The following is a 26,675-nucleotide window of genomic DNA, read 5'->3' as shown; positions in this document are numbered from 1 at the left end:
AATCACCGCCTCATTCAAAACATTAAACCAATAATCCGCCCTTTTGCAGATATAAATCAATTCCTTCAGTCGCGCGATATGCCAATGCCCCCACCGTATCTGTCGGATTGTAGCCGGAGTTGTGGGGGAATGCGCTGGCCCCCGGAATGAAGACGTTTTCAAAATCCCACATTTGCAAATAATTATTCAATACACTCGTCTCCGGGCTGGACCCCATGATGGCGCCACCGGTATTGTGGGTGGATTGATAAGGAACGATATTATAAGGCCCCAACGTTTTTCCTGCTTGAATAATGTCCGCGCCCATCTCTTTCATGATTTTTTCCGTTTGTTCCCCTAAATACGCCACCAGCTGACGATCCTGCTCTTCAAAATCAAAGGTGATCCGCAATAACGGCAGTCCGAAAGCGTCTTTATAAGTCGGATCCAAATCGAGATAATGGTGCCGGTATGGCAAACTTGCTCCTTGGGCACCGACGCTTAATACACTGTTGGCATATTTAATGGATTGTTTTTTAAACTCCGCGCCCCAGGATGGCGTACCAGGAGGCGTCCCATTGTTGGCGATCGGTCTTCTGCCGGTCTGGGTGATGGAAATATTGGCCCCGTGGAGGAAGTTCAAATCCGAATGGTCGAAGTTGTCGCCATTGAAATCATCAAGACAAGCCCCCAATGCTCCTGCGCCGGCATACAAATTGAATTGTTTATTCTCAAAGAAGCCCTGTGCGGATGCGCCGAATGTTTGATAGCAGTAGTTTTTGCCGACCACCCCTGTACCCGTGTTCGGATCATATGGTTTGCCCATTTTTGAAATCAACAGGAGCCTCACATTATTTAACGCATAGCTCGTAATGCCCACCACTTCCGCAGGTTGGATATATTCTTCCCTTGTGATCGTATCAATATATTTGACTCCAACCGCTTTTCCATCTTGATGGAGGATCTCCACCACATTGGCGTGCGTGCGCAATTCAAAGTTGCCTGTGTTCAACGCAACCGGAATCACCGTATTCAGCGGATCGGCTTTTGCGGCATATTCACAGCCGAAACGTTCGCAGAAACCGCAGTATTGGCAAGCTGGACGCGAGATGTTGTCCGGATTTGTGTAGTTTTCGGATAAATTGGCGGAAGGCATCATGTATGGGTGCAAGTTTAATTTTTTCGCTGCTTCGAAGAATAATTCGAGGGCTGGGGTTTTCTTCATGGGAGGAGTCGGGAATGGATTGGATCTCGGTGCGCCTAATGGAGCTTCATCTCCTGAAACGCCGATCGCTTTTTCGAACTGGTCGTAATATTTTTCAAATTCATCATAGGTGATGCCCCAATCCTGCAACGTCATTTCTTCCGGTATTTTGGACTTTCCGTACCGTTCCACGGTTTTTGTATATATTTCAAAATCGTATGGCAAGAAACGGAAGGTTTGTCCGTTCCAATGCGTTCCGGCACCCCCCACATTGTTCCCCAATAGGAAGGAACCGTATTGTCTCATCGGCAATGCCCGCATTTTAAGATTGTTGCGGAATGTAACTGTTTCTGTTGAAAGATCCTGCATCATTTCGAATCGGTGGGCAAACCGCAATTCATCATGCATCATTTGAAAGTCGGCAAGCGTCTGATTTTTCCCCCGCTCCAAACCGACGACTTTATATCCCTTTTTCGACAATTCCGCTGCCAAAATTCCACCTGTCCATCCCATTCCGACAAGCACGACATCCGTTTTTTTCAATTCTTTCGCCAATCACAATCACCTTTCATGAATGATGTTGGGAATGTAAACTTTGCGGTTCAATCACAACAAATTCGTCTTTATCGATAATGTCTGCAAAACTCATTTGATGTCCCGGAAATTTTTTCATTCTCCATCCTTCCATATTGCGGTTTCCACCGTATAACGGATCGGCATACACGCCTTCCAAAGTCGCACTGCGCAACAGCGAGAAGAAATAGGATGAAGAAACCCCTTTGATTTCGACTTCCCCTTTTTCAAAAGCTTGTAAAATCTCATCTTGCTGTGAACCTTCCAAGCTGGTGAAAGATTGGTTGAATCGTTTCTTTGCTTCGTTTTGGAGAGCTTCAATGCCCAATCGGAAAATTTGTTGTTTGTTCAAGTGCCCTTGATACCCCTGGGTCGGTTCGCCCGGATAGAAAGGTCCTTGCCGATATTCTTTGGAACCAGTCCCCCAGGCACCCGCCAACTGATGATCGATGAAATAAGAAACCAATAATTCCTTTGCTCCCGGGCCATTTTCATCTTTCGGGAAAATCCTCTCCGCCGCCGCATCGATTACGGCGTGTTCCGTTGGGGTAAAAAACATGAGCGCTTTGTTATACTCGGTTGTCTCAACGTGGTGATCCCCTTTTGGCGTTTCCTTGGAGGAAGACATATTCGCAGCGATCGTTCCTACGATCCCGCCGCCCAGTGCCATGCCCCCAATGGCCAATCCTGCACCTTTCAAAAATTCTCTTCTGGAAACCAAACAGATACCCCCCTTTTTCTTCACCTTATGGTTCATGAAATCCACTACCTGCACGATTCCAACGAACTGAAGCCGCTCCCCTTCCGAACCACTCCTTTTACACTACTGTTCAGTTCCTATTTTAGTAATTGGAAGTATTATGTATGACCTAAAAATTCAAAAAAATTTCAATTTCAAAATGAATAATGAATAGAAAAGCGCTTCCATTCATTAAATGTATTAAATCCTGGTTCAAGCGAATTTAAAGCGGGTGATAGAAAATAATGGAAGAAAAAGAACAAACCGTCATTGACCATTTGGAGGAATTGCGGAAGCGGTTGATCCTCGTTACGGTTCTATTTATCGGATCGCTTGCGGTAGGGTTCTGGTTTGCACCAAACCTGCTTCAACTATTGAAAAATCAACCTTCCGCGGCTGGAGTGGAATGGAATCTGTTTGGTTATACGGATGGCATCATGATCTACCTGAAATGTGCGTTTATTTTGGCGATTTTGGTCACCTTACCGATGGCCTTGCTTCAAATTTGGTTGTTTGTAAAACCCGGTTTGACAGAAAGGGAAGCAAAATACACAATGACCTTCATCCCGGCCTCGTTTCTCCTATTTTTAGTGGGCATCAGTTTCAGTTATTTCATTTTATTTCCGATGATGCTCGAATTTTTATCGAAAATTAATACTTCCATTGGGGCGACGGAAACCTATGGAATCAATCATTACTTTTCGTTGCTGTTCAATTTGACGATTCCTGTCGGCGCCGTTTTTGAATTGCCCATCGTGATTTTATTTTTAACGAATGTGGGGATTGTGACACCGGAAAAATTGAAGCGGATGAGAAAAGTGGCCTATTTCATCTTGGTGGTGGTCGGCGTGTCCATCTCGCCGCCGGATTTTATTTCAGATTTTTTGATTATTATTCCGTTATTGCTATTGTTTGAAATCAGCATTTTCATTTCCGGCTGGTCGATGAAGAGAAGAAATATGAAACAAGTGATGAATCAAAGCGGCTCATAAAGTTAATGAATATCGAATGGAGGGATTGTGGATGCCAAATATCGGTGTACCTGGATTGATTGTCATTTTGGTGATTGCCCTGATCATTTTCGGGCCAAAAAAACTGCCGCAATTGGGAAGGGCGGTCGGCGAAACATTGAGGGAATTCAAATCATCGACAAAACACATTGTCGATGAAGTGGCGGAAGAATTCAAACTGGAGGAGGCAAAAGAAGAAAAGAAAGAAAAAAGTACGGCGGCGAATTAATGGATGGCGGAGGGAGTTCTTAAAGATTATGCTTTTGGAACTCCCGCTTTCATTTAAAATAGGGCACCCCAGTTTGTGTATGCCGGCAATATCCGGTGTAATCAAACGATAGAACACTTAGCAGAAAGCTCTTTATACCCATTTTCTAATATGGGAATAAATTTTTTATGGCTATAAATACTTTGGGATTCCGCAATAGTTTGCGAGAGGACATCGCCGATCGAACTTAATAAAGTTTCCAATGCCCCTTTAGCGAAGCCATTCTCAAATGTTTCAAAGGGTTCCGGCAATTCCTCTTCATCCAAAATAAAATGCTCCCCATTTGGCAGCGCCAGGACATCAATAATCAAATCTTCAAATACGACCATACCCTCTTCGAATTTTGTATTCTTTACAATGTTAAAATACGAAGCTAAATAATGTCCTGAATGATCTCTCCAAAAATACATATTATATGGACGATCCAACCAATAATAAGCAGTTGTATAACTCCCCACCGGAATGGTCAGTTGAAAATCATCCACTTTAATGGTAAAAGGTTCTTCTATCAGATGAAATAAAACGATACGGCGATTTTGGGAATTTAGTAAATGGCATTTATACTCAACCACTTTCGCATCATATCGTATTTTTCTCTCGATCATTTTCTTCCATTTATTTCGATTTCCAGCGAAATTACTCAAAGCCTAACTTCCTTTCAAAGATCTCCATTATCAGCTTATCAATACATCAAACGGTTTTAAAGAATGATTTCAAAAATGAGCTTTCTACTGAATAAACGCGCACTTTGCGTGAAGGAACAAACTAATTAAAGAATTCTGTAATACTCGTTTTCTATGTATGATTCCGATGATGGTTGAATAGGATGAATAAGAAGGAGGTTCTTTATCCCCCGATTAGTGTTGAGCAAATAAGGACAAGGCTTTTGAGGTGAAAAGGATGACAACCGCTTTACAAGACCGGTATTTTGCGAACCGGAATGATGATTTACAGGCATTTGAAACCATCCATTATGTGCACGCTGTAAATTATTAACTTGCTTTGACATAATGGAAACCGGCATCTTCCAGGCCATGCCCCGGATCATTGAGGTGAAAAAAATCGGGAGGCCAGGCAGAAAGAATCCGCCTGACCTCCCGTAATTTCATTATGCTTTTTCCAAAGTGGAAGCAACTTCTGAAATGATAATTTCACTACCTAAAATTGGAGATACCTCACTGGAGTTTTCCGGTCCTCGATGGGCCTCTCTGAATGCATCACTTTTTCTCCAGCGGTTAAAGTCTTCGATTGTTTCCCAATACATATTGACATTCAATTCATCATATTCTGTAAGATTTTTTGTAATGAGGACTTCCACTTTCACAAAACCTTCCATTTCTTGTAAAGCCCCTGGTCTTGTAAAAAATGGCGCCATTTTTTCCGCAAAACCTGTTTTTGTTTTAATTTTATTTGTGACAACGATCATTGTGATTTCCTCCTGATATTTTACAGATGTTTTATAAAAATCTTTTGCGGCCTAAAGCGTGGTAGAAAGGTTTTTATCCCCTTTTCGATTCACTACATCGCAATGATGGACTTTTTTTCCATCAGATTCTTATTAAGTTCTATAGTCGTAATTGACTATGTTTCGATTGTAATACTATTACCGCAAATACTCAAACATGATTATTCATAATCATAATATTAAAATTTTTTCAAATAAAAAAGAGCGGCTCGCCATTGAACTGCTCCTTTGGTTGTTATAAAAAAATCTTCTCCCGATTTACTCAATTTATACATTTGGAAATTTTATGGTTTCCTATATTTCTTAAAGGCTTTTTTTGGATCAAGATGAACATCTTTGAAAAAAAGGATCAGCCAAATGACAATGGCGAGGAATGCACCATACTGACTGAGAAAATATCCGAAAAGGGCCCCTGATAATAAAAGGATGGACCAAAGAAAAAGGGAATTTCTCATATCGATGCTCATTTTCTTTTGATCATAGTTTGCTTGTTCCTCTTTGGACAGCGTATTAAATCCACTAATGAGCATTGCGCCTTTTTCTTTTAATAGCGCAAAAATCATCGAGATCATTCCAAAGACCACTGCAAGTAGTAGACAGATGATTGTTCCGATATTCATAGGACTCTTTCCTTTCATAATTGCGATTGAGTTTCAACACTGCAAAGAATGGATTCCTTTTTCAAAGCAATCCATTCTTCTCTTGTAATTGCATAAACCTTTGTGATTCCATTTACTTTATCAGGAAATTCCTCCACCAGTTTCATTCCCGCCGAAATCGCAGTACGATATGAACCGGCATTTGTGTGCTTCATATATGAATAAAGAATTTGAAACGGAGTATTTGTGAAAGCCCAGTCGATCACCGCTTTTGCGGCTTCAGTTCCATATCCTTTTCTCTGCATATCTTTTCGTATATGATAACCGATTTCCGGTTTGATGTTCCCGCCAATCTGCTGCATGGTCAGTCCGCAATCTCCAATTAATTCCCCTGTTTCTTTTAATACAACCGCCCATAATCCAAAAGAGAAAATTTCATATCTTTCAATATTCCGATGAATCCATTCCCTCACTTTGGTTTCATCAAAAACATTCGGATAGTGTTGCATCACTTCGGGGTCTCCCAAAACGGCAAACAATGCGTCAAAATCCTGTTCTGTCATTTCTCTAAGAATTAATCTCTCTGTTTCAATCATCTTTTTTTCCATATGTACGGCTCCTCACCCATTGAAATTGGGGTTTGTTTTTATTTCGTTGTAACTGTTATCATAAATAATGGAATGAAAAAACACAATCCGGTTGGTAGTCCGGATACATCAATCGCCATATTGATGTCAGTAACCTTCCCTTCCTCGGGTTGTCCATCATTCCATGATTCATTTTTTAGAGGAGGGAGTCGTCATGATATTGACGATTTATTATGATGGCCAGTTTTGGATTGGAGTGATTGAATATCACGAAAACGGAAGATTAAAGGCGTATCGTTACGTATTCGGCACAGAGCCCAATGATACGGAAGTATGGGAATTTGTGAATAATCGGTTGCCTAAAATCATTCAAAGCAGGAAACAAATTGGAATTGCCGATCGGAAAAAGCTGAAGAAAAAAGTGAATCCGAAACGCCTTCAACGGAAAGTCGCCAAAGAAATGCAAAAAAGCGGGATTTCCACCAAGGCGCAGGAGGCAATAAAAAAAGAAATCGAGCAACGCAAACGGGAAACGAAGAAACTCCAAAAAGAACGCAACGAAGCACTTAAACAAAGAAAATGGGAATTAAAAAAACAAAAAGCGAAACAAAAGCATAAAGGCCGCTAGACTGTTCATTTAGAGATGAAGCGAAAAGTGCGCAACTTTTTCCTGTACGTACTGATAAAACATACTAAGATTAGTAGTACAAACCAAGGCCAAGGTTTGTGCTACTATTTTTTATAGTAGAAGTGAAGAAAAGTCGACCAGCCTCAGGGATCTTTGAATCCGTATTAAAAACTGGCTAACTTCACACCCTTATGCGAATCAGTTTAGTATGTTGGGTCCATAGAGATCGTGTATAAGAAAGTGGAATCGATAAGGTAATGTGAAGACTTCTATGAATTGGCAAAGAAGGAGTAATGGAATGAAACATGTTATTGGATTAGATGTTAGTAAAGGAAAGAGTACAGTAACGATCTATGATAGTTATCGTCAGTGCAAATATGAAGGTGAAATCAATCATACACGAAGAGATTTTGAACAATTGCATAAGCGAATAGTAGATATTACATCACTTGATGACCAAGCACCAGACATTGTATTTGAAGCAACAGGTGTTTATTCAAAACCGATTGAAGCATTTTTAAAAGATTACGGTTATGCATATTGTCGGATGAATCCCCTTGAAGCGAACTTACAAATGGCGAAGATGCGTCGACATAAAACCGATATAAGCGATGCTCATGAATTAGCCAAAACACATTTTAAAATGGAGAGAGAACCAACCTATATCCAAGATGATTATTATGAGCAGATGCGTGCATTGACACGTTATTATGATGAAATTGATGAAGAAATGATTTTATTAAAAAATCGTATGCATTCCATTTTACAATTGAGTTTTCCAGAATTAGAAAAAATACTGACACCAAATTCTGCACTATTTTTAAATATAGTACAACTATACCCTCACCCAACACTTGTTTTAGCTCACTCTAAAACTGTCATTAAGAATCGCCTAAAAGCGAATACAAGAAAGAACCTTTCTTTAGAACGTGCAGAGAAAAAAGCAATTGCTTTATTAGAAGCTGCTCAAAATAGTTATCCAGCGATTAAATCTACCGATGTGCGATGTGAACAAGTCCGTGATTACGCAAATCGAATAGCAGAATTAAAGGATAAAAAAGAAGCACTTGTCCAACAAATGATTACTTTATCAAAAGATCGAAAAGAGTATATTGTTTTACGTTCCATCCCTGGTATCGGTGATTCTACTGCTTGTAGATTAATTGGGGAAATGGGTGATATTCGTCGCTTTCAAAATGCTAAACAATTGAATGCTTATGCGGGAATTGATATTATGCGCTATCAATCGGGGAATACACAGTATCATGATCGTATTAATAAAAGAGGTAACAAACACTTGCGAAAGCTTTTATATTTTATGGTGTGTGCCATGATTATGAAGAAGAAAGATAAACCGAATCATTTTGTAGATTACTATTATAAATTAAAAACACAACCTCAGAGAAAGCCTCATAAGGTTGCGATTATCGCCTGTATCAATAAATTTTTAAAAGTGACGTTCCAGTTACTGACACATGGCATTTTATACGATTATGAAACTGCCTTAAGTTAAATAATCGATTAACTACACTATACCATAAATGACCTTTCGAAAAAATTAAAAATCGTTAGGTCTTTTTGGCATGCCAAAATTTAGTTGTAGTTGTGAGGGGGTACCCCCTCACAACTACAACTAAAATAAAAACATATACAAATTCACTAGCATTGCACTAATTAAATCTGATGATTCAAAATACTAAGAATGTTCAATTTTTTATTGATTTCGAAACAAAAAAATCCTTTACAATGGAAGTACAGGTGGTTCCTGTCCAAATCCAATCGTAAAGGATAAACGTTATGGACAAGAATACACTAATTTCATCATTTGGTAAATGGGTTTCACCCATAAATATTCAAAAACTTAGCGAACAAGTCAAAGAATTGAAACAGGACTATTACACAAAAAAGCTGACAACAGAAGCCTATATTAAACTTTTATTGGTAGCCCAGCTGCTCGAATTTAAGAGCTTAGAGGAAATGAGTGATGCACTTGTAGACGAAGATCTTCAAAAAGCACTCGGATTTGAATCGATAAGTGCCTCTCAGCTATCCCGAAAAAACAATCAGATCAACCCACTAATTCTTGCAAATTTGTTCTTGGATCTTGTTTGGAAAATTCAACGGTACCATTATAAAACCGGAAAGAATATGCCACTGAAAATCATTGATTCAAGTACACTCCCGTTGAATTTGACCAATTATAAATGGGCAAAATTCCGTAAAACAAAAGCTGGTGTAAAGCTACACTTACGGCTCGTTTTCATGGATAAAGACACCGTCTATCCTGAAAAAGCAGTGATTACGACAGCAAAAGAACATGACCGAAATCAACTCGAAGTCCTAGTGGATGATAAAGAAGCCATGTATGTGTTTGACCGCGGTTATGTGGACTATGAACGTTTTGATCGGATGACAGATGATGGCTATTTCTTCGTTTCAAGACTGAAGAAAAACGCAGTCATTCGTGAAGTCTATACATTTTCACTTCCTGATGATTGTCACGTTCTATCCGATAAAATGGTCTACATTGGTACCACACAAAATCGTACTGAAAATGTCTTTCGTCTACTAGAAGTTATGGACACAAAAGGGAACTTACTTCGTTTCATCACCAACCGATTTGATTTAAAACCAGAAGAGATAAGTGATATTTACCGATCTCGCTGGGCTATTGAACTCTTTTTCAAATGGCTCAAGCAACACGTAGAAATTAAGCACTTTTATGGAATGAGTGAAACAGCTATTCAAAATCAAATTTTCTTAGCCCTTATCACGTATTGCTTACATGTTCTCATTCAATTGGAGATGAAAAGTAAGAAATCTCTACTTCGAATTACTCGTTGGTTAAAGAGAGCTCTGTGGAAACCAGCTTATGTTTGGTTGCGAAAATTTGATGGGCGAGCCAGTCCATAATCTCCCTTTTGTCGTTGTCGCTCTGGTTTAACTGTATATATTTACCAAATGGGCAGTGCCACCTTTCTTTAGGTTTTGTCTTTTTGGCACAAATTCACAAAAATTAATTAACAGAAAATTCTAACTATATTTATGCAATGCTAATGACTGCTGGTAAACAGTTTTTATCTTTTCATATCCCCAAAAGTCTACGATTTCATTCATTAATTCTAAGAAGTCAGCTTCATCTTTTTGAACAGAAAACCCCATTAACTTTTTCTTACAGGTTGATATCAATGTATCTAGTGATTTGTAAAGTTCACCTATATTTTCAAACTCATCATGATCATCAATACCATGTATTAAAAACGAAAATTCGGTTAGAAACATCCATTTGTCTGCATTACGTTCATTTGCTAAATATAAGACACTTAAAAGGAGTTTAACTATATCTTCCTTCAATAACTCTTGAAACTTTCCTTCATCTCTTGAACGAATATTTAATTCATTCAATTTATCCTGGATTTTACATGTATAACTAGATAAACTCCGCTTCACAAGAATAACAATTTCACGTGGATCAACATTAGATTGAATTAAATTTTTTATTTCATTAGCTATTTTCTCTGCCTCTTGATCACAATCATCAAAATAATACTAATTAGCCTCTCCATCTTGCATATTCCATCTGTCATTAGCTTGAATATGAGCTTTTTCTTTATTAAGTAGTGGATATAAAGATGTTTGAAGCTGAATTAGTCTTGGAGCGGAACGATGATTCATTAAAAGCTCTATTTCAGTACTTTTAAAATCATGTTTAAAAGCTTCGAACACGTCTGTTTTTGCTCCTGCCCAAACCATAATTCTTTGTTTGCTATCGCCTACGGCAATAAGTTTAACTGAAGATTGTAAGAAACATGTCCTAACTAATTCATATTGGATGAACGTAGTGTCTTGAAATTCATCTAAAAATACATGACTATATGTAGCATTTAACGCTCTTAAAATCAAAGGATTCGTTCTGATTAAATACTCAGCTAATATTGAAATCATCGAAAAAGTTACTTGAGACTTTCCTGTTTCATTATCAATTAGTAAGTCGTACCACAAGTTTTTAAGTGTCTGATTCTTATGAGGCAAAGATATCTCTTTCTTTATTGTTGCATGCATTATTTTGTTTAACTTCGATTTTTTATAATGAATTGCATCTGGGAAATGTTTAATAAATATCTCTTGTAATATCTCATCATTTGCAATTTCATATTCTTGTGAAGGTCTATATTCTTCTGGAATTGCTAACCGAAACTGATCAACAATAAATTTAGCAAAACTATCAAAGGTCATTGAATCAAATCTTTTGGAAAGCTCTTTTCCACAACGTTTTTCAACTCTCTCAGCTAAATTAGACTTTGCATCTTTTTTAAAACTAATAGCTAAAATCTTCCTTGGATAGGGACATGTATTAGTTTGTAATAAATAACATGCTTTTTGTGCTAATAACTCGGTTTTTCCCGCACCCGGTCCAGCTACAACAAGCAAGTTTTTATTAGACACAACAGCTTCTAATGCAGCATCTTCTAAGCATACTCCTTCAGGTTTCCAATCAGCAGGATTCACAAACTTCATATAAAACCTCCCTCCTATTCCTCTATTTTTTTCACAACGGCATCTATAAGACGTTCTAAAGGCTCAGGTAATTGTAATTTGGAGAAATCTAATTTTTCAAGAGCTCGCATATGAGTTACAGGTTTACTTTTGGATAAAAAAAAGTAGTTATACCAAATCATTAGTTGTTTTTGAGCCATACTATAAGTTCTTCCGTCCCCCCATTTTGTTTTAATGTTATATGTATATCAGAAGTTAATCGTTCTTGATATTCTCGGGAACTATAATCTTCATCACTAAGGTCAGCTATTTTCTTAGTTACATTATTAATTTTTAATCTAGGTCCCTCGTTTTTATCTAAAGAGTCTATATATTCCTTATAGTATTTTTCAAGCAACATGAAGTCTAAATCTAATGGATAGGAAAAATAAACGTTGTTATCTTCTAATAACCTAATCCAAGGATTAACTATTTTATCCTTGTAACCTTTCAATTTTTCTATTTGTTCTAAGTCCTCGTTTAAAAAATCCGCTCCACCTTCAATGGTTAACAACTTTTCTTTTGGAAATCCGTTCTCAATTAATTGTTCTATTGCGTATTTAATTCTTCCCCATCCACCACCTTGTCTTTCACGATCAAAATCAAGGAGTGTTATATGTGGGATGTCTAAATCTTTTAATAACTTCCAAAAATGATTAACATGCCGTCCACCAAGTGGAACAATTGATATACCTTGGACATCAATATCACGTCCCAGAGAAGCTAATATTTTCTTAATAACATATTCTTCACTATCACCTTCACCTAATATAACAAGTTTAGCGAAATACAACTCCGGATAAGCCTCCACTGCACCTTTGACATACTTAAAGCAGTCAGATTCTTTTTCAGGTAATCTTATTTCTTTTATTACAGATGATCGTCTCTCATTACATATCCTAAAATGACGAATGCTCTTACAGTCTACTCGTTTTATAATTGCTGGCGAGTGTGAGGTCAAAATGGTTTGAGCATTTTCTTTTGTCGAAATGTCAATTAAGTTTTTCACAACTTTTCCGAGCAAATGAGGAGCAATGTGATTTTCAGGTTCTTCGACTGCCACGATTGTTAAAACGGGTGGAATTATGTTAAAAGAGCGTTGATTATCCCCTATTTCAGAAAGTGCCTTGTTTTCAATTTCCAATAAAGTATTTACCATCGACAAATAAAATAAAGATCGTAATCCGTCCCCAAGTTCATTTACACTATAATCTCTTTCAGTTTCTGTAGGAAAAAATTTAAGCTCCACTCTTTTCAGAATCGTTTCCATGTCAGTACTATTAAATGTTAAAGCGGCTTGATTATATCGATTATCTCCATGATATTTGTTCCAGTATTGTTGTATCGCTGATTTAAGAGTATTAATACCTTTTTCATTATTGAAAAGGTTATCTAATTCAGCAGTCTTTTGCCTTATATTATCAACTGTTCCCTCTGTCCAGTTAATTCCATTCAAAATACGATACAGTATAGATCCTGAAGCATTTTTCAGTTGTTCATTTGGATCACGCAAGGCGGGAACATAAATACACTTAATATTTGACAAAATTGCTTTCGTAGCCCGTTTCTTATGTTGCTCTTCGATTTCACTATCTTCTGATACAGTAACAAAATAAATTTGACTATCTATATTACCTTCAAAACTATTCCCTCTTTCCCAAGTAGCTTCTAATCGAATTCGTATATAAGGAGGTTTACCAACATCCTCTACCACAAAGTTTTCAAAAAACGTTGGAATGCTATATGTTATAAAACCATGATTATCTTGTAATTCTGGAAACTCAAACACCACTTCAATATATAGTTCACATCTATCCATTTCATCTGGTTTTTTATCAAAAGGCAAATGAAAATCTGAGCGTGTCAATGAGTTATTTCCTTCACCAAATAGCTTTAATAATGCATGAATAAGAGCCGTCTTCCCAGAACTATTATTCCCAATAAAAGTAGTCAACTTTTCAAATCGCACAACTGTTTCTTCATCACCACCAAATGAGCGAAAATTTTTCACTTTTAATTTTGTTAGCTGCACCCAAAACACCCTCCAAAAAAAAGAATTAAGCGTATGTAACCAACGAACAACATTCGCGGTGATAGGCATCTTTCCAAAAAATTCTATCAAATTCTTTTAGTTTATCTTAGCTAATTTTATAAGAAAATATTGTCGAATCCTGTCATAAAAACAAAAAAAGGCGAACAGCGACAGGAACTGTTCGCTATTTATCTACCGCCATATTCATCCAATTGAGCGATTATGGAGATGGCTAAAAGAAACAGTCATTTCCAATCGGTTTCATTCCACAAGTTCTTCGATTGAAGAAGCCATGAACTCGTTTTTGAGCGAGATTTCCAAAAGTCCAGACGATGTATTGCGCCGGATAGGTATCGCCTAAGTTTCGTGTCGAAAAGTTAAATCAGTTTTATATAACTTTTTATAATATAAAGAGCAGAAATTGAGATAGAAAGCTTATTCATTTCATCCTCACTTAGATGCTTTATAGCAATCTATCAGAAATAAGATGTTGGTTGCGCACAAATGCAACGCGTATGCAACCAAATGACGTGGAACCTCTTTTTTCTTCTCTCCTTGCCCATGTCCACTTGTACGATTCCTAATAGTCGAAAGTCCTTCCAACGTAGTTTTCAATGAAGTCAAGTGTGTTTGGAGGCTTTTATCAACGATCCCATTTTCAAATAAAGCATTAATCAATTTTGATGCTGTATCCCTTCCATCATATGACCATTTTTTGCGAACTAAAATTGTTTTCATTACGCTTTCAAAAGCCTTCATAGCCTCTATAATTGCCTCTTTATCATTTCCTTTTCGAAAATGCTCGTGTGCTTTCATAAACTCATCAGATGCTCCTTCGAATCCCTCGTCAAATAAACGCTGAATGGCAGGCTCTACAGCTTCTCTGTAAATGTAATCAGAATCAACACGAACAATATTGCCTTTTACGTATTGATAACCTAATCCATGTTCACGAAAACGTTGGTTTAGCTCCAAAATTGCATCATCGGGAGTTTGTACGACCCCCATTTCTCTCCATTTATATTCCAACTCTCTGATTGCAACATCAATTACTCGAAATGTTAACTCAATAATGTCGAGGACTCTTTCTATTTTCAGTTCATTTAGAATAAAGTATTGACATTTAATAAAAGGATTATCGCCACCACGGTCGCTTAACTCGAAAACACCGTATTCTTTGCAAAGTAATTTGTGTATTTGAGCCCACAACCTCATTGATTCTGAGTAGGGTTCTGCTCCAATCGCATCACTCCATATATGTATAACTTGTACACGAAATTCTTTTGGAAAGTCATCATACTTAAATATTGGATCCATGTCTTTACGATTTCTCTTTGAAAAAATATCTAATATACCCATTCTATTTTCACCTCAAAATTAATCTTCTAGTCCAAGTGATTGGCTATTCTTATTAATATTAAATAACTGAGACAACTGATCATTTATTGAATCTTCCCCATATTCAATTTTAGAAATTAATTCTCTAATCATATTCCTCAATTGGATAATATTTGTAGCAAGATAACCATCCATTTTTGCATTAGATAACTCATAAATTCTACCTTTTTCAAGGTCTTTAAGTTTATTTTTAATATCCTGTACCTCTCTAGTATACTTATTAATGATGTCAATCTTTTTCTCTTTCATTCTATATAACACTCCTTGTATAATATAGAATTTTTTATTGAATGGACTATAAATTCTCCTTTTTTCTTTTCTTCTTTGATTTGTAATATTTCATGTCATGCGAAAATAAAAGAAGAAACAAGAGGACTATATTTTCTCCTTCTCGTCTTAACCATTCATTCTCAGCCTGTCAAGTGCTTCCCTTGACAGGCTTTCGGAGTCCTGAGACTCTTGGAAAAGACGAGAAAAGAAAAGGAACCAGAACCGTTTAGCCCTGATTTCTCATGCTTAACCGATTTTGTATTGTCTACTTTTCGGATCGCAATGCACAGGCACGCACTCCTGAAAGTTCCGCCTTTTTTCTTAGCTTCTTAATCTGGTTTTTTTATCCTGCAATTTCATTGCCATTCTCCTAACAAAAACTTTTATTATGCTAAAAAAGCAGAAGTGCTCTTGACATCTAACACTTCTGCTCTCTCAAAGTTGTTTTATTTTGTCAACATCAACGCTTACAAACAACTCTCTATTCGATTAGGAGCCTTCTACTTCGCCTGCTAATATCTTTTTAATCATCTTGTCAATGTATGTTTCTTTATCGTCATATTGGAATAAAATATTTCGTTCTTCCATTTCCTCTTTAGAAAGCTTATACCCTGTATCTATAAGATCAGCGTGAAGCGTATTTGATATGATAAAAGAGTTTAAAATAATCGATTTATCATTCAATTTTGTTTCCATCTCTTTGATAGTGCGATAGAAATTCAGCTTTCCGTCTGTTATAGAATGATACTTAATTCCTTTCGGGTCAGCAAATGTAATGTATTGCTTGTTATTGTACAGTATCCAGATAATAAAATCTGGATAAAAACCGCCGGCTTCAAAGAATCCTATGCCGCGTCCTCTGGTTTGGTTTCGGAGTAAATATAGTTCTTTGTCTTTAAAAAACTCCTTGTTTTTCTCGTAATAATTTTTTAAATCTATAACAAATTGGTATTCGTCTTCATTCAATGCTACCGGCTTTACTTTTATCGCTGACGTTTTGCCTTCTAGAGAAATAAGCGGTTGATATAAATGCTGTTCGACAGAAAAAACTTTTAACTGTCCAAATTCAAGATTTGGTAATTCTTTTTTCTCAATTGCTGCCTTCAGCTTTTTCAGTTCTTCCAGCATACTTTGTTCATTAGCTTCTAAAGTCAATTGGTATTCATTAACAAAATTTTTATCAGTTTCATCTAGTTCATAATATTCCATATGAGGAGCTTCCCACTCTTTTTTAGCATTCAAATATTGCTTTTCACAATATTTCTTGAGCAAAGCAATAGCTATTTCTTCCCAACGTTTTACTTTCTCAAAACGCGAAAACTCAAGCTCTCGTTCCGGAATAAGAAGAATATACCATGAATTGTCTAACAATAACTCCCTTAGCCGTTCTTTAGATAACTGTAAATTATACCATGAACGTTCGTTCTTGAATCGTTGCATTTCAAAATAAATGGTATCCATATTCATAAAAGCAATATGAAATGGCTTAAAGGTTGTTTCATTTAGTGTCGCTATTTGTGTTTCACGAACGTTTGTTGTTTTACTATCACGGAATTGAATTTTTGGATACCAATTCACTATAATTTTTTCACTAGTAGGAACTGGTGTACTCGGCTTTGCCAATTCTGTTCTTGGTCCCTGCTTTTTAAAATTAATTCCTTCTTTAAGACGGAGGGCTTTTAATTTGAGTTTTCTTTTTTTGTATGTTTTAAGAACCGGTAGTGTAATTTCTTCGTACTCAGTTTCCGTCTTTATTCCTTCTTCCTCTAACATTTCTTTAAATTGCTGCATGTAATCTGCCCGAATGCCAAAAATATTTAATGTTTCAACAAACTTTAAGTATTTAAGATTTGGGACTTGAGGAATTTCTCCCTTTAAGGCATCACTTCTTTTTAAGCTAAATTTATATCCTTTTAAACGGACTCCTCTTCCAAACAATTGTATGACTTGGGTTCCTTCTTTTTTACCAATATTCATGAGACCCATTGTACTTACTCGCCAACTGCTCCATCCTTCGGTAAATTTTTTAGAACCAATTAATACATTTATAGTTGAATCTTTTTTATCAATCTTATGAAAGTATGACTCAGAAAAGTCCCGTTCTGTTGTTACTAATTCAGGATATTCTTCACATAGATTCCATAACTGCGGAGCGTCACCGACGTTAATAATTCCAAAAGGTTCATGTTCTCCGAGCCTTAAAGCCAGTTCGTTTTCTTGGCCTTTTAATTTTTCAATTCTCAAAGTTGTTTTTGCCATTGTGGAATTGAAAACGATCTTTAAAATATCATAATAAATTTCTTGAGGTTCCAATCCTAATGCCTTTAAATATGGGAAAGAGTTTCTAAATATTTCTTGTCCTTTAGTATCTAATAATCCCGGTTTTCCACTTAATAAGGCTTTAAGCAAATCAATACTTTCTTTTTCTTCTTTAACAAATCGGGAAATAAATAACAAAATGTCAATAACATCAGATACTTTTCGACCATTTTGTGTTCGCAAAGCATTTACGCTACCACCGACAAATATCCATAAAGGCTTTTCCAATAAAAAAGGACGATACGCCACTTCATTATCCATATAAATTTTCATTTGCTGATAAAACGATAATAAACATGATGTTAAATAAAGATGCCGTATACTTTCATCTTTGTCATTTTCCAAATTTAAAATTCGATATTCTTTTCCGTACCCATCAGCATGAAAATAGCGATAAGAATAATCAAATAAAATACATTTTGAATACTCATCTATGAGTTCTTTTTTCTTGCTTACTGCTTGTCCAAAAGTTGCTGAATACTCAAATGCAAATCCCTGTTCACTTAGTTTCTCGCGCTTAGTTTTCCAGTCTTCTCCACTGGAGCCCCGATGTCCTTCATCAACTAGAACAAGATTATTCCCCTCAAATGTATCAATGGCTACCGTTTTTTCTCCTGCTTCGTCTTTTATCTTGTGGATATCGATAATTGAAACTTCCTTACCTCGGAATAAACCGTCTTGTTTTTTATCAAATAATACAGCTTGAATACCTGACTTTTCAAATTCCCTTAAATGCTGTATTGATAAGTCCTCACTTGGAGTAAGAAGAATAATTTGTCCTAGTTCATCTTGGCGATGATTTTTATAGAAGTAGTGTTGATATTGTTTAATATTTACGTGCATCAACAATGTTTTTCCAGAACCAGTTGCGTTCCAAAAAGCTAACTTTCTTAAATCAGCTTCTTTATACGGAGATGGAGATAGTTGCTCTTTCTTTGGGAGTTCTTTATTAAACTCCTCAATTAAACCATTTAAATCATTAAGTAACTGTTCCCTTTGATGAAAATAGCGATCTAAATATATTTCAGTAAAAAGCAATGAAAGATATTGAAAATATTTCCATTTTATTCTTTCCTCACGCTTTTCACTTATCTCAAAAGTATAGCGGACAATATTTTCATCATATTGCCTTAGCATTTCCTTTGTAAGATTTTCCCGTTCAATCAGTCTGGAAGTTAGATGATGATAAAATCGCGAAACATTATCAACATCTAGCTCTTCTAGCGAGGCATCTTTCATATCTTTGGTTAGACTTTCAAAGCTATCTGCTTCGAAAAGACGAAGCAGATAGCGGTTAAGTATCAACTGGTCACTCAAAAGGAACTTTTTCTTATTAGTTGCACTTTTTTTGGTCATTTTTTCACCACCTATACATCACGAACATCAAACATAAGACGCTTAAATTCTTCTTCAATTAAAACAACTTTCCACTTGTTCTCTTCCAATTTTAAGTTTTCAAGATGGTTATCCCCGTTAACGTAAATACGGTCAAACTCTGAATCACGAGTGTTGTAACCTTGTTTTACAAAAAACTTTTCTAAATCTTCATTTGTTGTTTCAAGAAGATTGCGCCATATAATCAAAACTTTCTCACCTGAACGCAGTTCACCTTTTATCACTTGAAAACCGCGAATAAAATCCAATTGTTTAACATGCAAACCTAACAAATAATTAAATCTCAACTTTCGCAGACTGAAATTGGCAAATAAGCCTTGATATAGCTAGGAAGGTTGGATATCCACTGTTCTAGTTGACTTTGAATTAATTTTTTGATTTTCTTGTTGGTCTGTTTTATTACATCTTGAAGAAGCTCGATTAACTGCTGCAATGCGACAGCCCAATCAAGTTCATTTACTTCATCACATAGTTCATAAAACAGACCACCAATTGTTCGTTCATCCGTATTACAACGATTCTGCCAAGAGAGTACAATAAAACGTGTAAATACAATCGTTGTATGGGCAATAAGCGCATCATATGAACGACTTTGGAACTCTTTTTCAAGTTTTAAAAGGGATTTGGTTGTCTTAAAGAAAACCTCGATATCCCAGCGCATTCCGTAGATTCGCACAATTTCTTGTTCGGAGAGCGTGCAATCGGTACTAAGGATGGCAAGCCACTCACTTTTCTTATTTCTATTTTGAATGAATACCACTTTAACGGGTGTCCCGTTAGCCATTGTTGTATGAATTGAACGAAGAACTCCTTTCCCGGATGGAACAGGTACAGCTAAGCGATAAAGTTGCTTTAGTGAAACCATTTTATCGTTTACGTTATAGCGTTGTTTTGTTTCTTTAACCATCCCTATGACATCTAATCCTTGATCGACAATCGCTTTAACAAGTGGTGGCAAGGTAAACCAAGAATCCATAAGAACATAGCTGGCTTCGATTCCACTCGTTAATGCACGCTTAATCATATCAGGAATCTGTTCAGGCTCTGTTTGAAGTGCATTTTGTCTACGTTTATAGCCACATGTGCGTTTATCAATGTGATCAGAAATACCATTGATTTGTGACTTTCTCGAACTGACTAAAGAAAAGTCAATTGGCATAAATGTATGGCCATCTGACCAACCCAAAGTAAGCATACGAAAACCTTTATAAAAGCGCATTTTAAGTGAAGCATGATCAAAACAACGAGCGAGCAATTCGACCTTTTTACTGCGATTTCGATCATAGGAAGAATCATCAATAATGAACACTTTTGGTCGTGTTCGATTCGTAAGACTTGCCACTTTTCGAATGGTAAAAGTGCTCAATAGTAATAAAAAGCGGCGCCAGTTGAACGTTGCTTGGTTTAAAAAACGATAAACAGCGTCCTTAGCTGGAAATTGATCTGCTTTCTTTGAATCCAGTAGGGAAAACCAATTTCTATGTTGAAAAATCAAACAAAAAATAAGTTGAAATAAGTAAGAACAGCTAAAGCCAAACGATTTTTTAATTCCTGCTTGGCGTAGATGCTTATTTATTTCAAGCTCAGAAAAAACAGAGTCAAGTTCTTTTGGTAGTTGATTAAATTGGCTATTTTGGTTTATCATATAGGGGACACCTCTTCTGTATGGTAGTGTTTTTCATCAATTACACTATACCAAAGAACGAGGTGTTTTTTCATGATTATTTAAATTTGTCAACGAATATATTTGATAAACTCTGGTTTCAATAAAACCAATGATTAATGCTTATTTTTTAGGTGCGAAAGTTGAGTTAAATGTTTCAACTAAGTCAACTTTTTGAATCTTTGTCTCTGTTCCATTTGTAATTTTCATTTTATAATCAAACGGATTTTTAAACTCGTCTAAATTTAACAATGAGGCACTTCCTTCTGCTTCAATATCAAGCATGTAAGAAAGTATATAGTCTTCTCTAGCTTCGGGGGACATATATTCGTCAATTACTGTTTGTTGTTGTTCAGTACGCTTTAATTCAATATTGTTAAGTGCGTCTTCATATGACTCTAATCGCATATATTTAAACATATGACTTATACCTTCACGAGAAACAGGATTTCCATCTTTCCAATCTCTAGAATAAATAGCTTTTTGAATACGTGGCTTTAGAACTGTATCAAAGTATTCTCCCATTTCGACCAGTAAATATCTCCGCTCTCTTGAGTCATCTCTTATTAAATCAATCACTGCATGTCCAGTTGTTCCAGAACCAGCAAAATAATCCATTATTAATGGGTTCTCGATATCATAAGTTGATGCATCAATCAAATCTTTAACTGTATATAGTGACTTAGGATAAGGAAAAAGACCTTTGTTTCCAAATAAATCAGAAATTAAGTTAGTCCCGTAAGTTCCAGCGTTATATCTCTTATCAGTCCAATTACTAAACAAAGTGGTTCTTCTATCAGTATTAATAACAACTTGATAAATCGTGTAATTTTCACTGCACTTTAGTAAGTTTTTCTCTAGTGCTTTCAAAGCGCCTTCATAAGATAAACGCCACACCCTTTCACTTCCGTCTCTGCTTATAGGGTAAATTCTTAACCATCCCTCTGCTGTTTTACCTTTTGGATAATCATTTCCAACAGGTGGTTTTTCTAAGCCTTTTACTTCATAAGTTTTTTCGTCAACTAAAACAGCATAAAAACTATTTGGCCTACCGTACCTAAAATTATTTTCAGCTGTCCCACTTCTCATAAAACTTCGTAGTTCTATTGAATCTTCTTTCGGGCTACCACTTAAAATATTTTGATTTTCTGGAATCATTATAATTGCATATTCATGAGTTCTTGATATGTTAGAACCGCCACTTCCTTGAGGATGATGATTAACTATTACCATATTTCTATCGTATCCTAGGAAGATACTATCCGCTAATTGGCTTAGATTTATTAACTCATAATCATCTATTGCCATAATAAAAACACCATCATTACGAAGAAATTTTTTCGATAGAGAAATTCTGTTTTCCATAAGAGTCAACCAAGAAGAATTTTTAAAATTATTCTTGTATATAATTTCTGATGGTCCAGTATTGTATGGAGGATCGATATATATACTTTTCACTGTGTTATTATACTTTTCTTTAATTAAATTTAATGCTTGAAAGTTTTCAGCATGTATCAGTATCCCTTCAATTTGTTCATCTAAATCATCAAAGTGGGACAACAGTTTGTTAACAAATTCTCTACTAAAAAATTTAGTATCAATTACTAAATACTGATTCTGTTTTAAAAACTCTGTTGTAAGGGGAACACTAAACCCAATTGTTGTTAAATCAGCTTCAATTTTATCTACAGCAAATAATTTCTTCCACTCTTCGATTTGCTCTTTATTATCAATGATTTCTTGGTAAAGTTCTTCCGGGACCCTGTCTAACGTTACGCAATAATTTGTTTCAACAACAAATTTCTTCTTAAGCCATAGTTTCTTTTGGAAATTCTCAATTTGCTCCAAAAACTTAATAATTTTGTTACCAATAGACTTGATTACTTTTACCTTTGAGATATATTGTTCAAAGCGTTTCTCATTTTCTGTATCTAAATCATCAAGATGCATAATTTCGTTTTTTATATAAAAGTCAAGTTCTCTTCGCAGGAAACCACCTAAATCTTTATGAATAAAATAATCGAATGTGTTCCTCGCTGTATAATCATTTAAATGTTTTTCTAAAATAGTTCGATTTTTATTTTTTTCTGTTGGTGATAATGTTTTTAGTTCGGCGATCCAATTTTCTAAACCGTCATAATTAAAAATTCGTTCAATCGTTTCCTCATTAATTTTTTCTCTTTTACGTTTTTGCTCATCTGGTCGATATTCAAAGCGAATAATTAATTCCCCATTTTCCTCAACTATTGGCTCATTATCGGTTAATATAAAACGCCGTTCTTTTCCTTCCTGCTCTTTATTGTTATTTTGTTCGGTACTTGCTTCAACTAACTTAAAATGAACTTTCCTTCCCGAAGGTAATGTAAACGTGTAATCCCGAAAATGTTCAGAAGATTTTACATAGTATTGATCAGCATTTGCCCAATGAAGTTTTACTTCTTCACCTTCATAAGGAATAGCATAAACATCTTTTTTATAACGGCGTAATGAAATAAAATCACCTTCATGGTAATAACGTTTAAAAAAGTTAGTTAAATCAGAATAGACTTCATTTTCTAAAGCAGTAATGTCTACTCCTTTATTTAATTGCTCTTGAAGTGCTCGATATTTTTCCGAGCTTTCTTTAGCAACCCCCATTTCAGCAAGCTGATTTTCTAACTTAACTATTTCTTGTATAATTGCTTCGATATCTGCATTTCGATATTTTTCAAAAGCCTTTTTTACTTGAGGCACTAATTCATTTTCTAAAAACCGCTTAATTTCTTCTCGCTTTTGATTCATAATGCGATAAATTCCAAAATCTAAATCAGCTTGATCAAACTGAAACATTTCTTCTAGCACTTTTATAAATTTTTCTAACTGCGTACTCACTTTCATTCCTCCTGTTACACGACTGTCCAACGTATCGTAAATAACTCTTCTTTTTCTGTTTTTTGCACAAGCTGTTTCTCAAGATCATCAATCAGTTTATCACGCTTTTCCATAATTTCATCTTCTATATCAAAAATTTGTTGTCTTTGCCTACGTTGTTTGCGCTCCATTTCTTTTATCTTTTTCTGTATCTCATGTTGTTCTTCTGTAGAAACTGCTAGGCGTGCACGTCGTTTTAATTCTTTTATTTTTGCTTTTGTATCACTTAACTCCCTTTCAGCAGCCAATATTAAATCATCTGCCCATTTCTCTAGGCGTTCGCGTTCCTCATGGAAAAAGCGGTTATTATTTTCAAGAGACTGGCTAATTGTCGCAGCTACATGGCGCTCAACATCAACTTTTAATTTTTGTTCAATCGTTTTTGACCATGTTGTTGGTTCTTTTACGATAGCAGAACAATTAAATAACTTCTCACAAATTTCTTGATCTAATACTTCTCCATCATCCGTTACAGCGTTAAACAACAAGTATTCTTCACGCTGATAAGAATGAGTAACTAATTTCGTTAGTGTTAGATAACCACTCTTTCCTTTTAATGCTTCAATAACAGAAATCTTAAAAGGATGATTCGTGATATCAAACACTAACTCTTTCGGTGGAGTAATAACCTTTTTACCTTGCTCTAGAACATACTCTCCTAAAGGATGGGATAAACGATATACCTGATATAAACTATTTTGTTTATCTTTATCCTTAGAGATTAACTGATAAGTTCCTGAATAAGTTTCACTGTTTTTAATTGGCTTAATTAGCTCAAACTGTAGTTTATCATCATTGAAACATGCATGATCCTCTAAAATAACCTTAGTTAATGACCAAAACATTTTAGTAAAGCGGTCTAAATGGTGTTTGGTATTATCAAGATGCAATTTAAAACGGCTATGAACATCCTCATCAAAGTATTCAAGTAAGCTCTTTCGTGTATCTTCCATTTTACTTTTAATTTGACTTTCTAACTCTTCTTGAAGTTGTTGAAAAGCAACTTGTATTTCTTCAGGTGTACGACACTGTTGGTAAATACTCAAAATTCTTTTTTCAAAATCCACGCCTGATTCGATGGTTCCTAAAACTTCATCAGAAGCACCTAAAACCCCAGTAAAAAGGTTAAATTTGTCTTTTAGAAGTTCATATACCCTTTTATCAGCATCGTTTCTTTGGTTTAAAAAATTGATAACAACTACATCATGTTGCTGGCCATAACGGTGACAGCGCCCAATACGTTGCTCAATTCTTTGCGGATTCCAAGGCAAATCATAGTTTATAATAAGTGAGCAAAATTGCAAGTTAACACCTTCAGCAGCCGATTCAGTTGCAATCATAATTTCCGCTTCATTGCGAAAATAATCAATAAGTGCCTGTCTCATGTCTGCTGTTTTAGAACCGCTTACTCGGTTTGTACCTTGATTTTTTTCAAGCCACTTTTCATAAATTCGTTTTGAATCACCATCTCTATTCGTGCCATTAAAAATAACTAACTTACCTGCAAATCCGTTCGACTCTAGAAAATTCTTTAGATATTCTTGTGTGCGTTTTGATTCTGTAAAAATTAATGCTTTCTGTTGCGCTCCCATCTTACTCATTTCTTTAAAACCTGTATCAATAGCAGTTAACAAAGCGCGTGTCTTACTGTCAATCTTAATAGAACGAGCCCATATAATGTAACGGTCTAATTCTTCAATTTCTTTCAGCAACTTTTCCTTATTGATTTGTGTTTTTATGTGCTCTGTATCTTCTTCATCTTCCTCATCAATGAAATCATATTCCATTTCATTTTCAGCTACTAATTCTTCAAGCCAATCATCTTTGTCTTCCTCTTGTTTCCCTTCGGATCTCAACAGTTCTACTAATCTTTCTTTCATTGTCTGTAGTGTACCAGCAACAGCTTGGGAAGAGGAAGCTAATAATTTTCGAAGAATAAGCGTGGTCAGTATGCGTTGTCGTTGAGGAATAGCATATGTATCTTCCCGTAATAAAAAATTTGAAATCGCTTGATAAAGCTCTTGCTCGTCATCTGTCGGTGTAAATGGTATAGTATACGCCTTTCTTTCAGTATAACGAATATATTCTTGCACTTGCGAACGTAATGTTCTATGGCAAAAACGCTTTAACCTCGCTTTTAATTCGTCCAAATCTCTATCATTACCCATATATTGGCTTCGGAAAGCACCAATATCCCCGAAAATTTGTTCGTCAATGAGTGTCGAAAGACCGTAAAGTTCTAATAACGAGTTTTGCAGCGGTGTTGCAGTTAATAAGAGCTTTTTTGTATCTTCGGTTGCCCATTTAATCCCTGTACCGAGTTTGTTATTTTTACGATATACATTTCTTAATTTATGGGCTTCATCAATCACTACTAAATCAAAGCCAGCTAAACGAATTTCATTACGCTTACGATTAGCAAAATGATATGATGTAATAATAATTTTATCTTGAGAAAACGGATTGCTATACCCGTTACGACAAAATTCATTAAATGATTTTGTTTCTAAAATCACATTGGGCAAGTTAAACTTTTCTGTTAACTCGGCACTCCATTGCTTACGAAGTGAAGCAGGGCAAATGATGAGTAATTTTCTCTTTCTTTCTGCCCAATATTGACAAAGCACAAGCCCCGCTTCAATCGTTTTCCCAAGACCGACTTCATCTGCCAATAACACACCTTTCGACAAAGGAGAACGAAACGCAAATAATGCTGCCTCAATTTGATGTGGGTTCAAATCAACGTTTGCATCAAATAACGAGCGAGAAAGCTTTTCAACTCCCCCATCTGCCGATTGTCGCGTTAATTCATTCGCAAAATATTTAGCATGATAAATTGTAGACATTATGACCACCCTGCGTTCTATTCCTATTTAACTTTTAATAACTTAGTAGACATAATCATGAATTATTTTTGCAAAAACGTATCCTTCGATGGCATGTTGTCAAATAATTGTTCCTAAAAAACTGTTAGATATTCGATCTTTACAGAAAACATTATCATATTTTTAAGGAAATTTTTCAAAATTCGTCACATATGTAAATAAACAGATACCCCTCTAGTTGTATCACCAGCCAGCGTTATTTTCCTTATAATACA

General features: G+C 35.8%; 22 protein-coding genes. 5 read left to right on the top strand and 17 right to left on the bottom strand.

The window, feature by feature from the left end; all coding sequences use genetic code 11:
* Nucleotides 1-22: 22 nt before the first annotated feature.
* Together UtA1_RS10065 and UtA1_RS10060 are read right to left on the bottom strand one after the other, a co-directional pair.
* Nucleotides 23-1,738: a GMC family oxidoreductase gene (locus UtA1_RS10065; RefSeq protein ID WP_096550909.1), complete on the bottom strand. Its 1,716-nt coding sequence runs from the start codon at nt 1,736-1,738 to the stop codon at nt 23-25.
* A 13-nt stretch (nt 1,739-1,751) separates the two neighbouring features.
* A complete protein-coding gene (locus tag UtA1_RS10060; protein WP_096550908.1) occupies nt 1,752-2,513 on the bottom strand; it encodes a gluconate 2-dehydrogenase subunit 3 family protein in 762 nt (253 codons plus the stop codon).
* A 227-nt stretch (nt 2,514-2,740) separates the two neighbouring features.
* Between UtA1_RS10060 and tatC the strand changes: the two genes are divergently transcribed.
* Together tatC and tatA are read left to right on the top strand one after the other, a co-directional pair.
* The gene (tatC, locus tag UtA1_RS10055) at nt 2,741-3,487 is read left to right on the top strand and encodes a twin-arginine translocase subunit TatC (RefSeq protein WP_096550907.1); all 747 of its coding nucleotides are present in this window, start codon (nt 2,741-2,743) and stop codon (nt 3,485-3,487) included.
* A gap of 31 nt (nt 3,488-3,518) precedes the next feature.
* Nucleotides 3,519-3,734 (top strand): twin-arginine translocase TatA/TatE family subunit, encoded by a 216-nt coding sequence (gene tatA, locus UtA1_RS10050; protein WP_096550906.1) that lies wholly within the window; start codon nt 3,519-3,521, stop codon nt 3,732-3,734.
* A gap of 101 nt (nt 3,735-3,835) precedes the next feature.
* On the opposite strand, the gene UtA1_RS10045 is transcribed toward tatA, so the two are convergent.
* From UtA1_RS10045 to UtA1_RS10030, 4 genes are all read right to left on the bottom strand, one after another.
* Nucleotides 3,836-4,378, bottom strand: coding sequence for a DUF402 domain-containing protein (locus tag UtA1_RS10045; RefSeq protein ID WP_096552484.1), 543 nt, complete (start codon nt 4,376-4,378; stop codon nt 3,836-3,838).
* A 503-nt stretch (nt 4,379-4,881) separates the two neighbouring features.
* Nucleotides 4,882-5,199 carry a heme oxygenase gene (locus UtA1_RS10040; RefSeq protein WP_096550905.1) on the bottom strand — a complete coding sequence of 106 codons (318 nt, stop codon included), beginning with the start codon at nt 5,197-5,199 and terminating at the stop codon, nt 4,882-4,884.
* Between the two features lie 323 nt (nt 5,200-5,522).
* Nucleotides 5,523-5,858, bottom strand: a complete 336-nt coding sequence (locus UtA1_RS10035; protein ID WP_096552482.1) for a DUF3784 domain-containing protein — start codon at nt 5,856-5,858, stop codon at nt 5,523-5,525.
* A gap of 14 nt (nt 5,859-5,872) precedes the next feature.
* Nucleotides 5,873-6,445, bottom strand: coding sequence for a GNAT family N-acetyltransferase (locus UtA1_RS10030; protein ID WP_197722718.1), 573 nt, complete (start codon nt 6,443-6,445; stop codon nt 5,873-5,875).
* A gap of 193 nt (nt 6,446-6,638) precedes the next feature.
* Between UtA1_RS10030 and UtA1_RS10025 the strand changes: the two genes are divergently transcribed.
* The 3 genes from UtA1_RS10025 to UtA1_RS10015 all read left to right on the top strand — a co-directional run bounded on the left by UtA1_RS10025 (nt 6,639) and on the right by UtA1_RS10015 (nt 9,965).
* On the top strand, nt 6,639-7,052 hold the full coding sequence (locus tag UtA1_RS10025) for a YjdF family protein (protein ID WP_096550904.1): 414 nt from the start codon (nt 6,639-6,641) through the stop codon (nt 7,050-7,052).
* Between the two features lie 298 nt (nt 7,053-7,350).
* Complete coding sequence (locus UtA1_RS10020) at nt 7,351-8,565, top strand: IS110 family RNA-guided transposase (protein ID WP_096550903.1); 1,215 nt, start codon at nt 7,351-7,353, stop codon at nt 8,563-8,565.
* A 284-nt stretch (nt 8,566-8,849) separates the two neighbouring features.
* A complete protein-coding gene (locus UtA1_RS10015; protein WP_096549683.1) occupies nt 8,850-9,965 on the top strand; it encodes an IS4 family transposase in 1,116 nt (371 codons plus the stop codon).
* A gap of 120 nt (nt 9,966-10,085) precedes the next feature.
* Here UtA1_RS10015 and UtA1_RS10010 read toward each other — a convergent pair whose 3' ends face one another.
* From UtA1_RS10010 to UtA1_RS09965, 11 genes are all read right to left on the bottom strand, one after another.
* Nucleotides 10,086-10,457 carry a hypothetical protein gene (locus tag UtA1_RS10010; protein ID WP_096550902.1) on the bottom strand — a complete coding sequence of 124 codons (372 nt, stop codon included), beginning with the start codon at nt 10,455-10,457 and terminating at the stop codon, nt 10,086-10,088.
* A gap of 144 nt (nt 10,458-10,601) precedes the next feature.
* Nucleotides 10,602-11,570, bottom strand: a complete 969-nt coding sequence (locus UtA1_RS10005) for a UvrD-helicase domain-containing protein (RefSeq protein WP_096550901.1) — start codon at nt 11,568-11,570, stop codon at nt 10,602-10,604.
* Nucleotides 11,571-11,584: 14 nt separating this feature from the next.
* Nucleotides 11,585-11,749, bottom strand: coding sequence for a hypothetical protein (locus UtA1_RS17505; protein ID WP_197722717.1), 165 nt, complete (start codon nt 11,747-11,749; stop codon nt 11,585-11,587).
* The gene (locus UtA1_RS10000) at nt 11,731-13,620 is read right to left on the bottom strand and encodes an ATP-dependent nuclease (RefSeq protein WP_197722716.1); all 1,890 of its coding nucleotides are present in this window, start codon (nt 13,618-13,620) and stop codon (nt 11,731-11,733) included. Before UtA1_RS10000 ends, UtA1_RS17505 begins: the two co-directional genes overlap by 19 nt.
* A gap of 450 nt (nt 13,621-14,070) precedes the next feature.
* On the bottom strand, nt 14,071-14,979 hold the full coding sequence (locus UtA1_RS09995; protein WP_096550900.1) for an STM4504/CBY_0614 family protein: 909 nt from the start codon (nt 14,977-14,979) through the stop codon (nt 14,071-14,073).
* Between the two features lie 18 nt (nt 14,980-14,997).
* Nucleotides 14,998-15,267 carry a hypothetical protein gene (locus tag UtA1_RS09990; RefSeq protein WP_096550899.1) on the bottom strand — a complete coding sequence of 90 codons (270 nt, stop codon included), beginning with the start codon at nt 15,265-15,267 and terminating at the stop codon, nt 14,998-15,000.
* Nucleotides 15,268-15,777: 510 nt separating this feature from the next.
* The gene (locus UtA1_RS09985; RefSeq protein WP_096550898.1) at nt 15,778-18,963 is read right to left on the bottom strand and encodes a DEAD/DEAH box helicase family protein; all 3,186 of its coding nucleotides are present in this window, start codon (nt 18,961-18,963) and stop codon (nt 15,778-15,780) included.
* An 11-nt stretch (nt 18,964-18,974) separates the two neighbouring features.
* Entirely contained in the window at nt 18,975-19,190 is a 216-nt protein-coding gene (locus tag UtA1_RS09980; RefSeq protein ID WP_197722715.1) for a hypothetical protein, read from the bottom strand.
* Between the two features lie 95 nt (nt 19,191-19,285).
* Nucleotides 19,286-20,647 (bottom strand): IS4 family transposase, encoded by a 1,362-nt coding sequence (locus tag UtA1_RS09975; protein ID WP_096549894.1) that lies wholly within the window; start codon nt 20,645-20,647, stop codon nt 19,286-19,288.
* A 141-nt stretch (nt 20,648-20,788) separates the two neighbouring features.
* Nucleotides 20,789-23,536 (bottom strand): site-specific DNA-methyltransferase, encoded by a 2,748-nt coding sequence (locus tag UtA1_RS09970; protein WP_096550896.1) that lies wholly within the window; start codon nt 23,534-23,536, stop codon nt 20,789-20,791.
* A 14-nt stretch (nt 23,537-23,550) separates the two neighbouring features.
* Nucleotides 23,551-26,421, bottom strand: coding sequence for an SNF2-related protein (locus UtA1_RS09965; RefSeq protein WP_096550895.1), 2,871 nt, complete (start codon nt 26,419-26,421; stop codon nt 23,551-23,553).
* Between the last annotated feature and the right edge of the window lie 254 nt (nt 26,422-26,675).

This window comes from Ureibacillus thermosphaericus, assembly GCF_002370195.2.
GTDB lineage: Bacteria > Bacillota > Bacilli > Bacillales_A > Planococcaceae > Ureibacillus > Ureibacillus thermosphaericus.
Note: the sequence above shows the minus strand (reverse complement) of the source record. Positions and strands in the feature narration are given on the sequence as shown.

Bases quoted from the DNA above. Each gene is read 5' to 3' on its own strand.
- UtA1_RS10060 (WP_096550908.1), bottom strand. From the start codon at position 2,513: ATGAACCATAAGGTGAAGAAAAAGGGGGGTATCTGTTTGGTTTCCAGA.
- tatC (WP_096550907.1), top strand. From the start codon at position 2,741: ATGGAAGAAAAAGAACAAACCGTCATTGACCATTTGGAGGAATTGCGG.
- tatA (WP_096550906.1), top strand. From the start codon at position 3,519: ATGCCAAATATCGGTGTACCTGGATTGATTGTCATTTTGGTGATTGCC.
- UtA1_RS10045 (WP_096552484.1), bottom strand. From the start codon at position 4,378: ATGATCGAGAGAAAAATACGATATGATGCGAAAGTGGTTGAGTATAAA.
- UtA1_RS10040 (WP_096550905.1), bottom strand. From the start codon at position 5,199: ATGATCGTTGTCACAAATAAAATTAAAACAAAAACAGGTTTTGCGGAA.
- UtA1_RS10035 (WP_096552482.1), bottom strand. From the start codon at position 5,858: ATGAATATCGGAACAATCATCTGTCTACTACTTGCAGTGGTCTTTGGA.
- UtA1_RS10030 (WP_197722718.1), bottom strand. From the start codon at position 6,445: ATGGAAAAAAAGATGATTGAAACAGAGAGATTAATTCTTAGAGAAATG.
- UtA1_RS10025 (WP_096550904.1), top strand. From the start codon at position 6,639: ATGATATTGACGATTTATTATGATGGCCAGTTTTGGATTGGAGTGATT.
- UtA1_RS10020 (WP_096550903.1), top strand. From the start codon at position 7,351: ATGAAACATGTTATTGGATTAGATGTTAGTAAAGGAAAGAGTACAGTA.
- UtA1_RS10015 (WP_096549683.1), top strand. From the start codon at position 8,850: ATGGACAAGAATACACTAATTTCATCATTTGGTAAATGGGTTTCACCC.
- UtA1_RS10005 (WP_096550901.1), bottom strand. From the start codon at position 11,570: ATGAAGTTTGTGAATCCTGCTGATTGGAAACCTGAAGGAGTATGCTTA.
- UtA1_RS17505 (WP_197722717.1), bottom strand. From the start codon at position 11,749: ATGGCTCAAAAACAACTAATGATTTGGTATAACTACTTTTTTTTATCC.
- UtA1_RS09995 (WP_096550900.1), bottom strand. From the start codon at position 14,979: ATGGGTATATTAGATATTTTTTCAAAGAGAAATCGTAAAGACATGGAT.
- UtA1_RS09990 (WP_096550899.1), bottom strand. From the start codon at position 15,267: ATGAAAGAGAAAAAGATTGACATCATTAATAAGTATACTAGAGAGGTA.
- UtA1_RS09985 (WP_096550898.1), bottom strand. From the start codon at position 18,963: ATGACCAAAAAAAGTGCAACTAATAAGAAAAAGTTCCTTTTGAGTGAC.
- UtA1_RS09975 (WP_096549894.1), bottom strand. From the start codon at position 20,647: ATGATAAACCAAAATAGCCAATTTAATCAACTACCAAAAGAACTTGAC.
- UtA1_RS09965 (WP_096550895.1), bottom strand. From the start codon at position 26,421: ATGTCTACAATTTATCATGCTAAATATTTTGCGAATGAATTAACGCGA.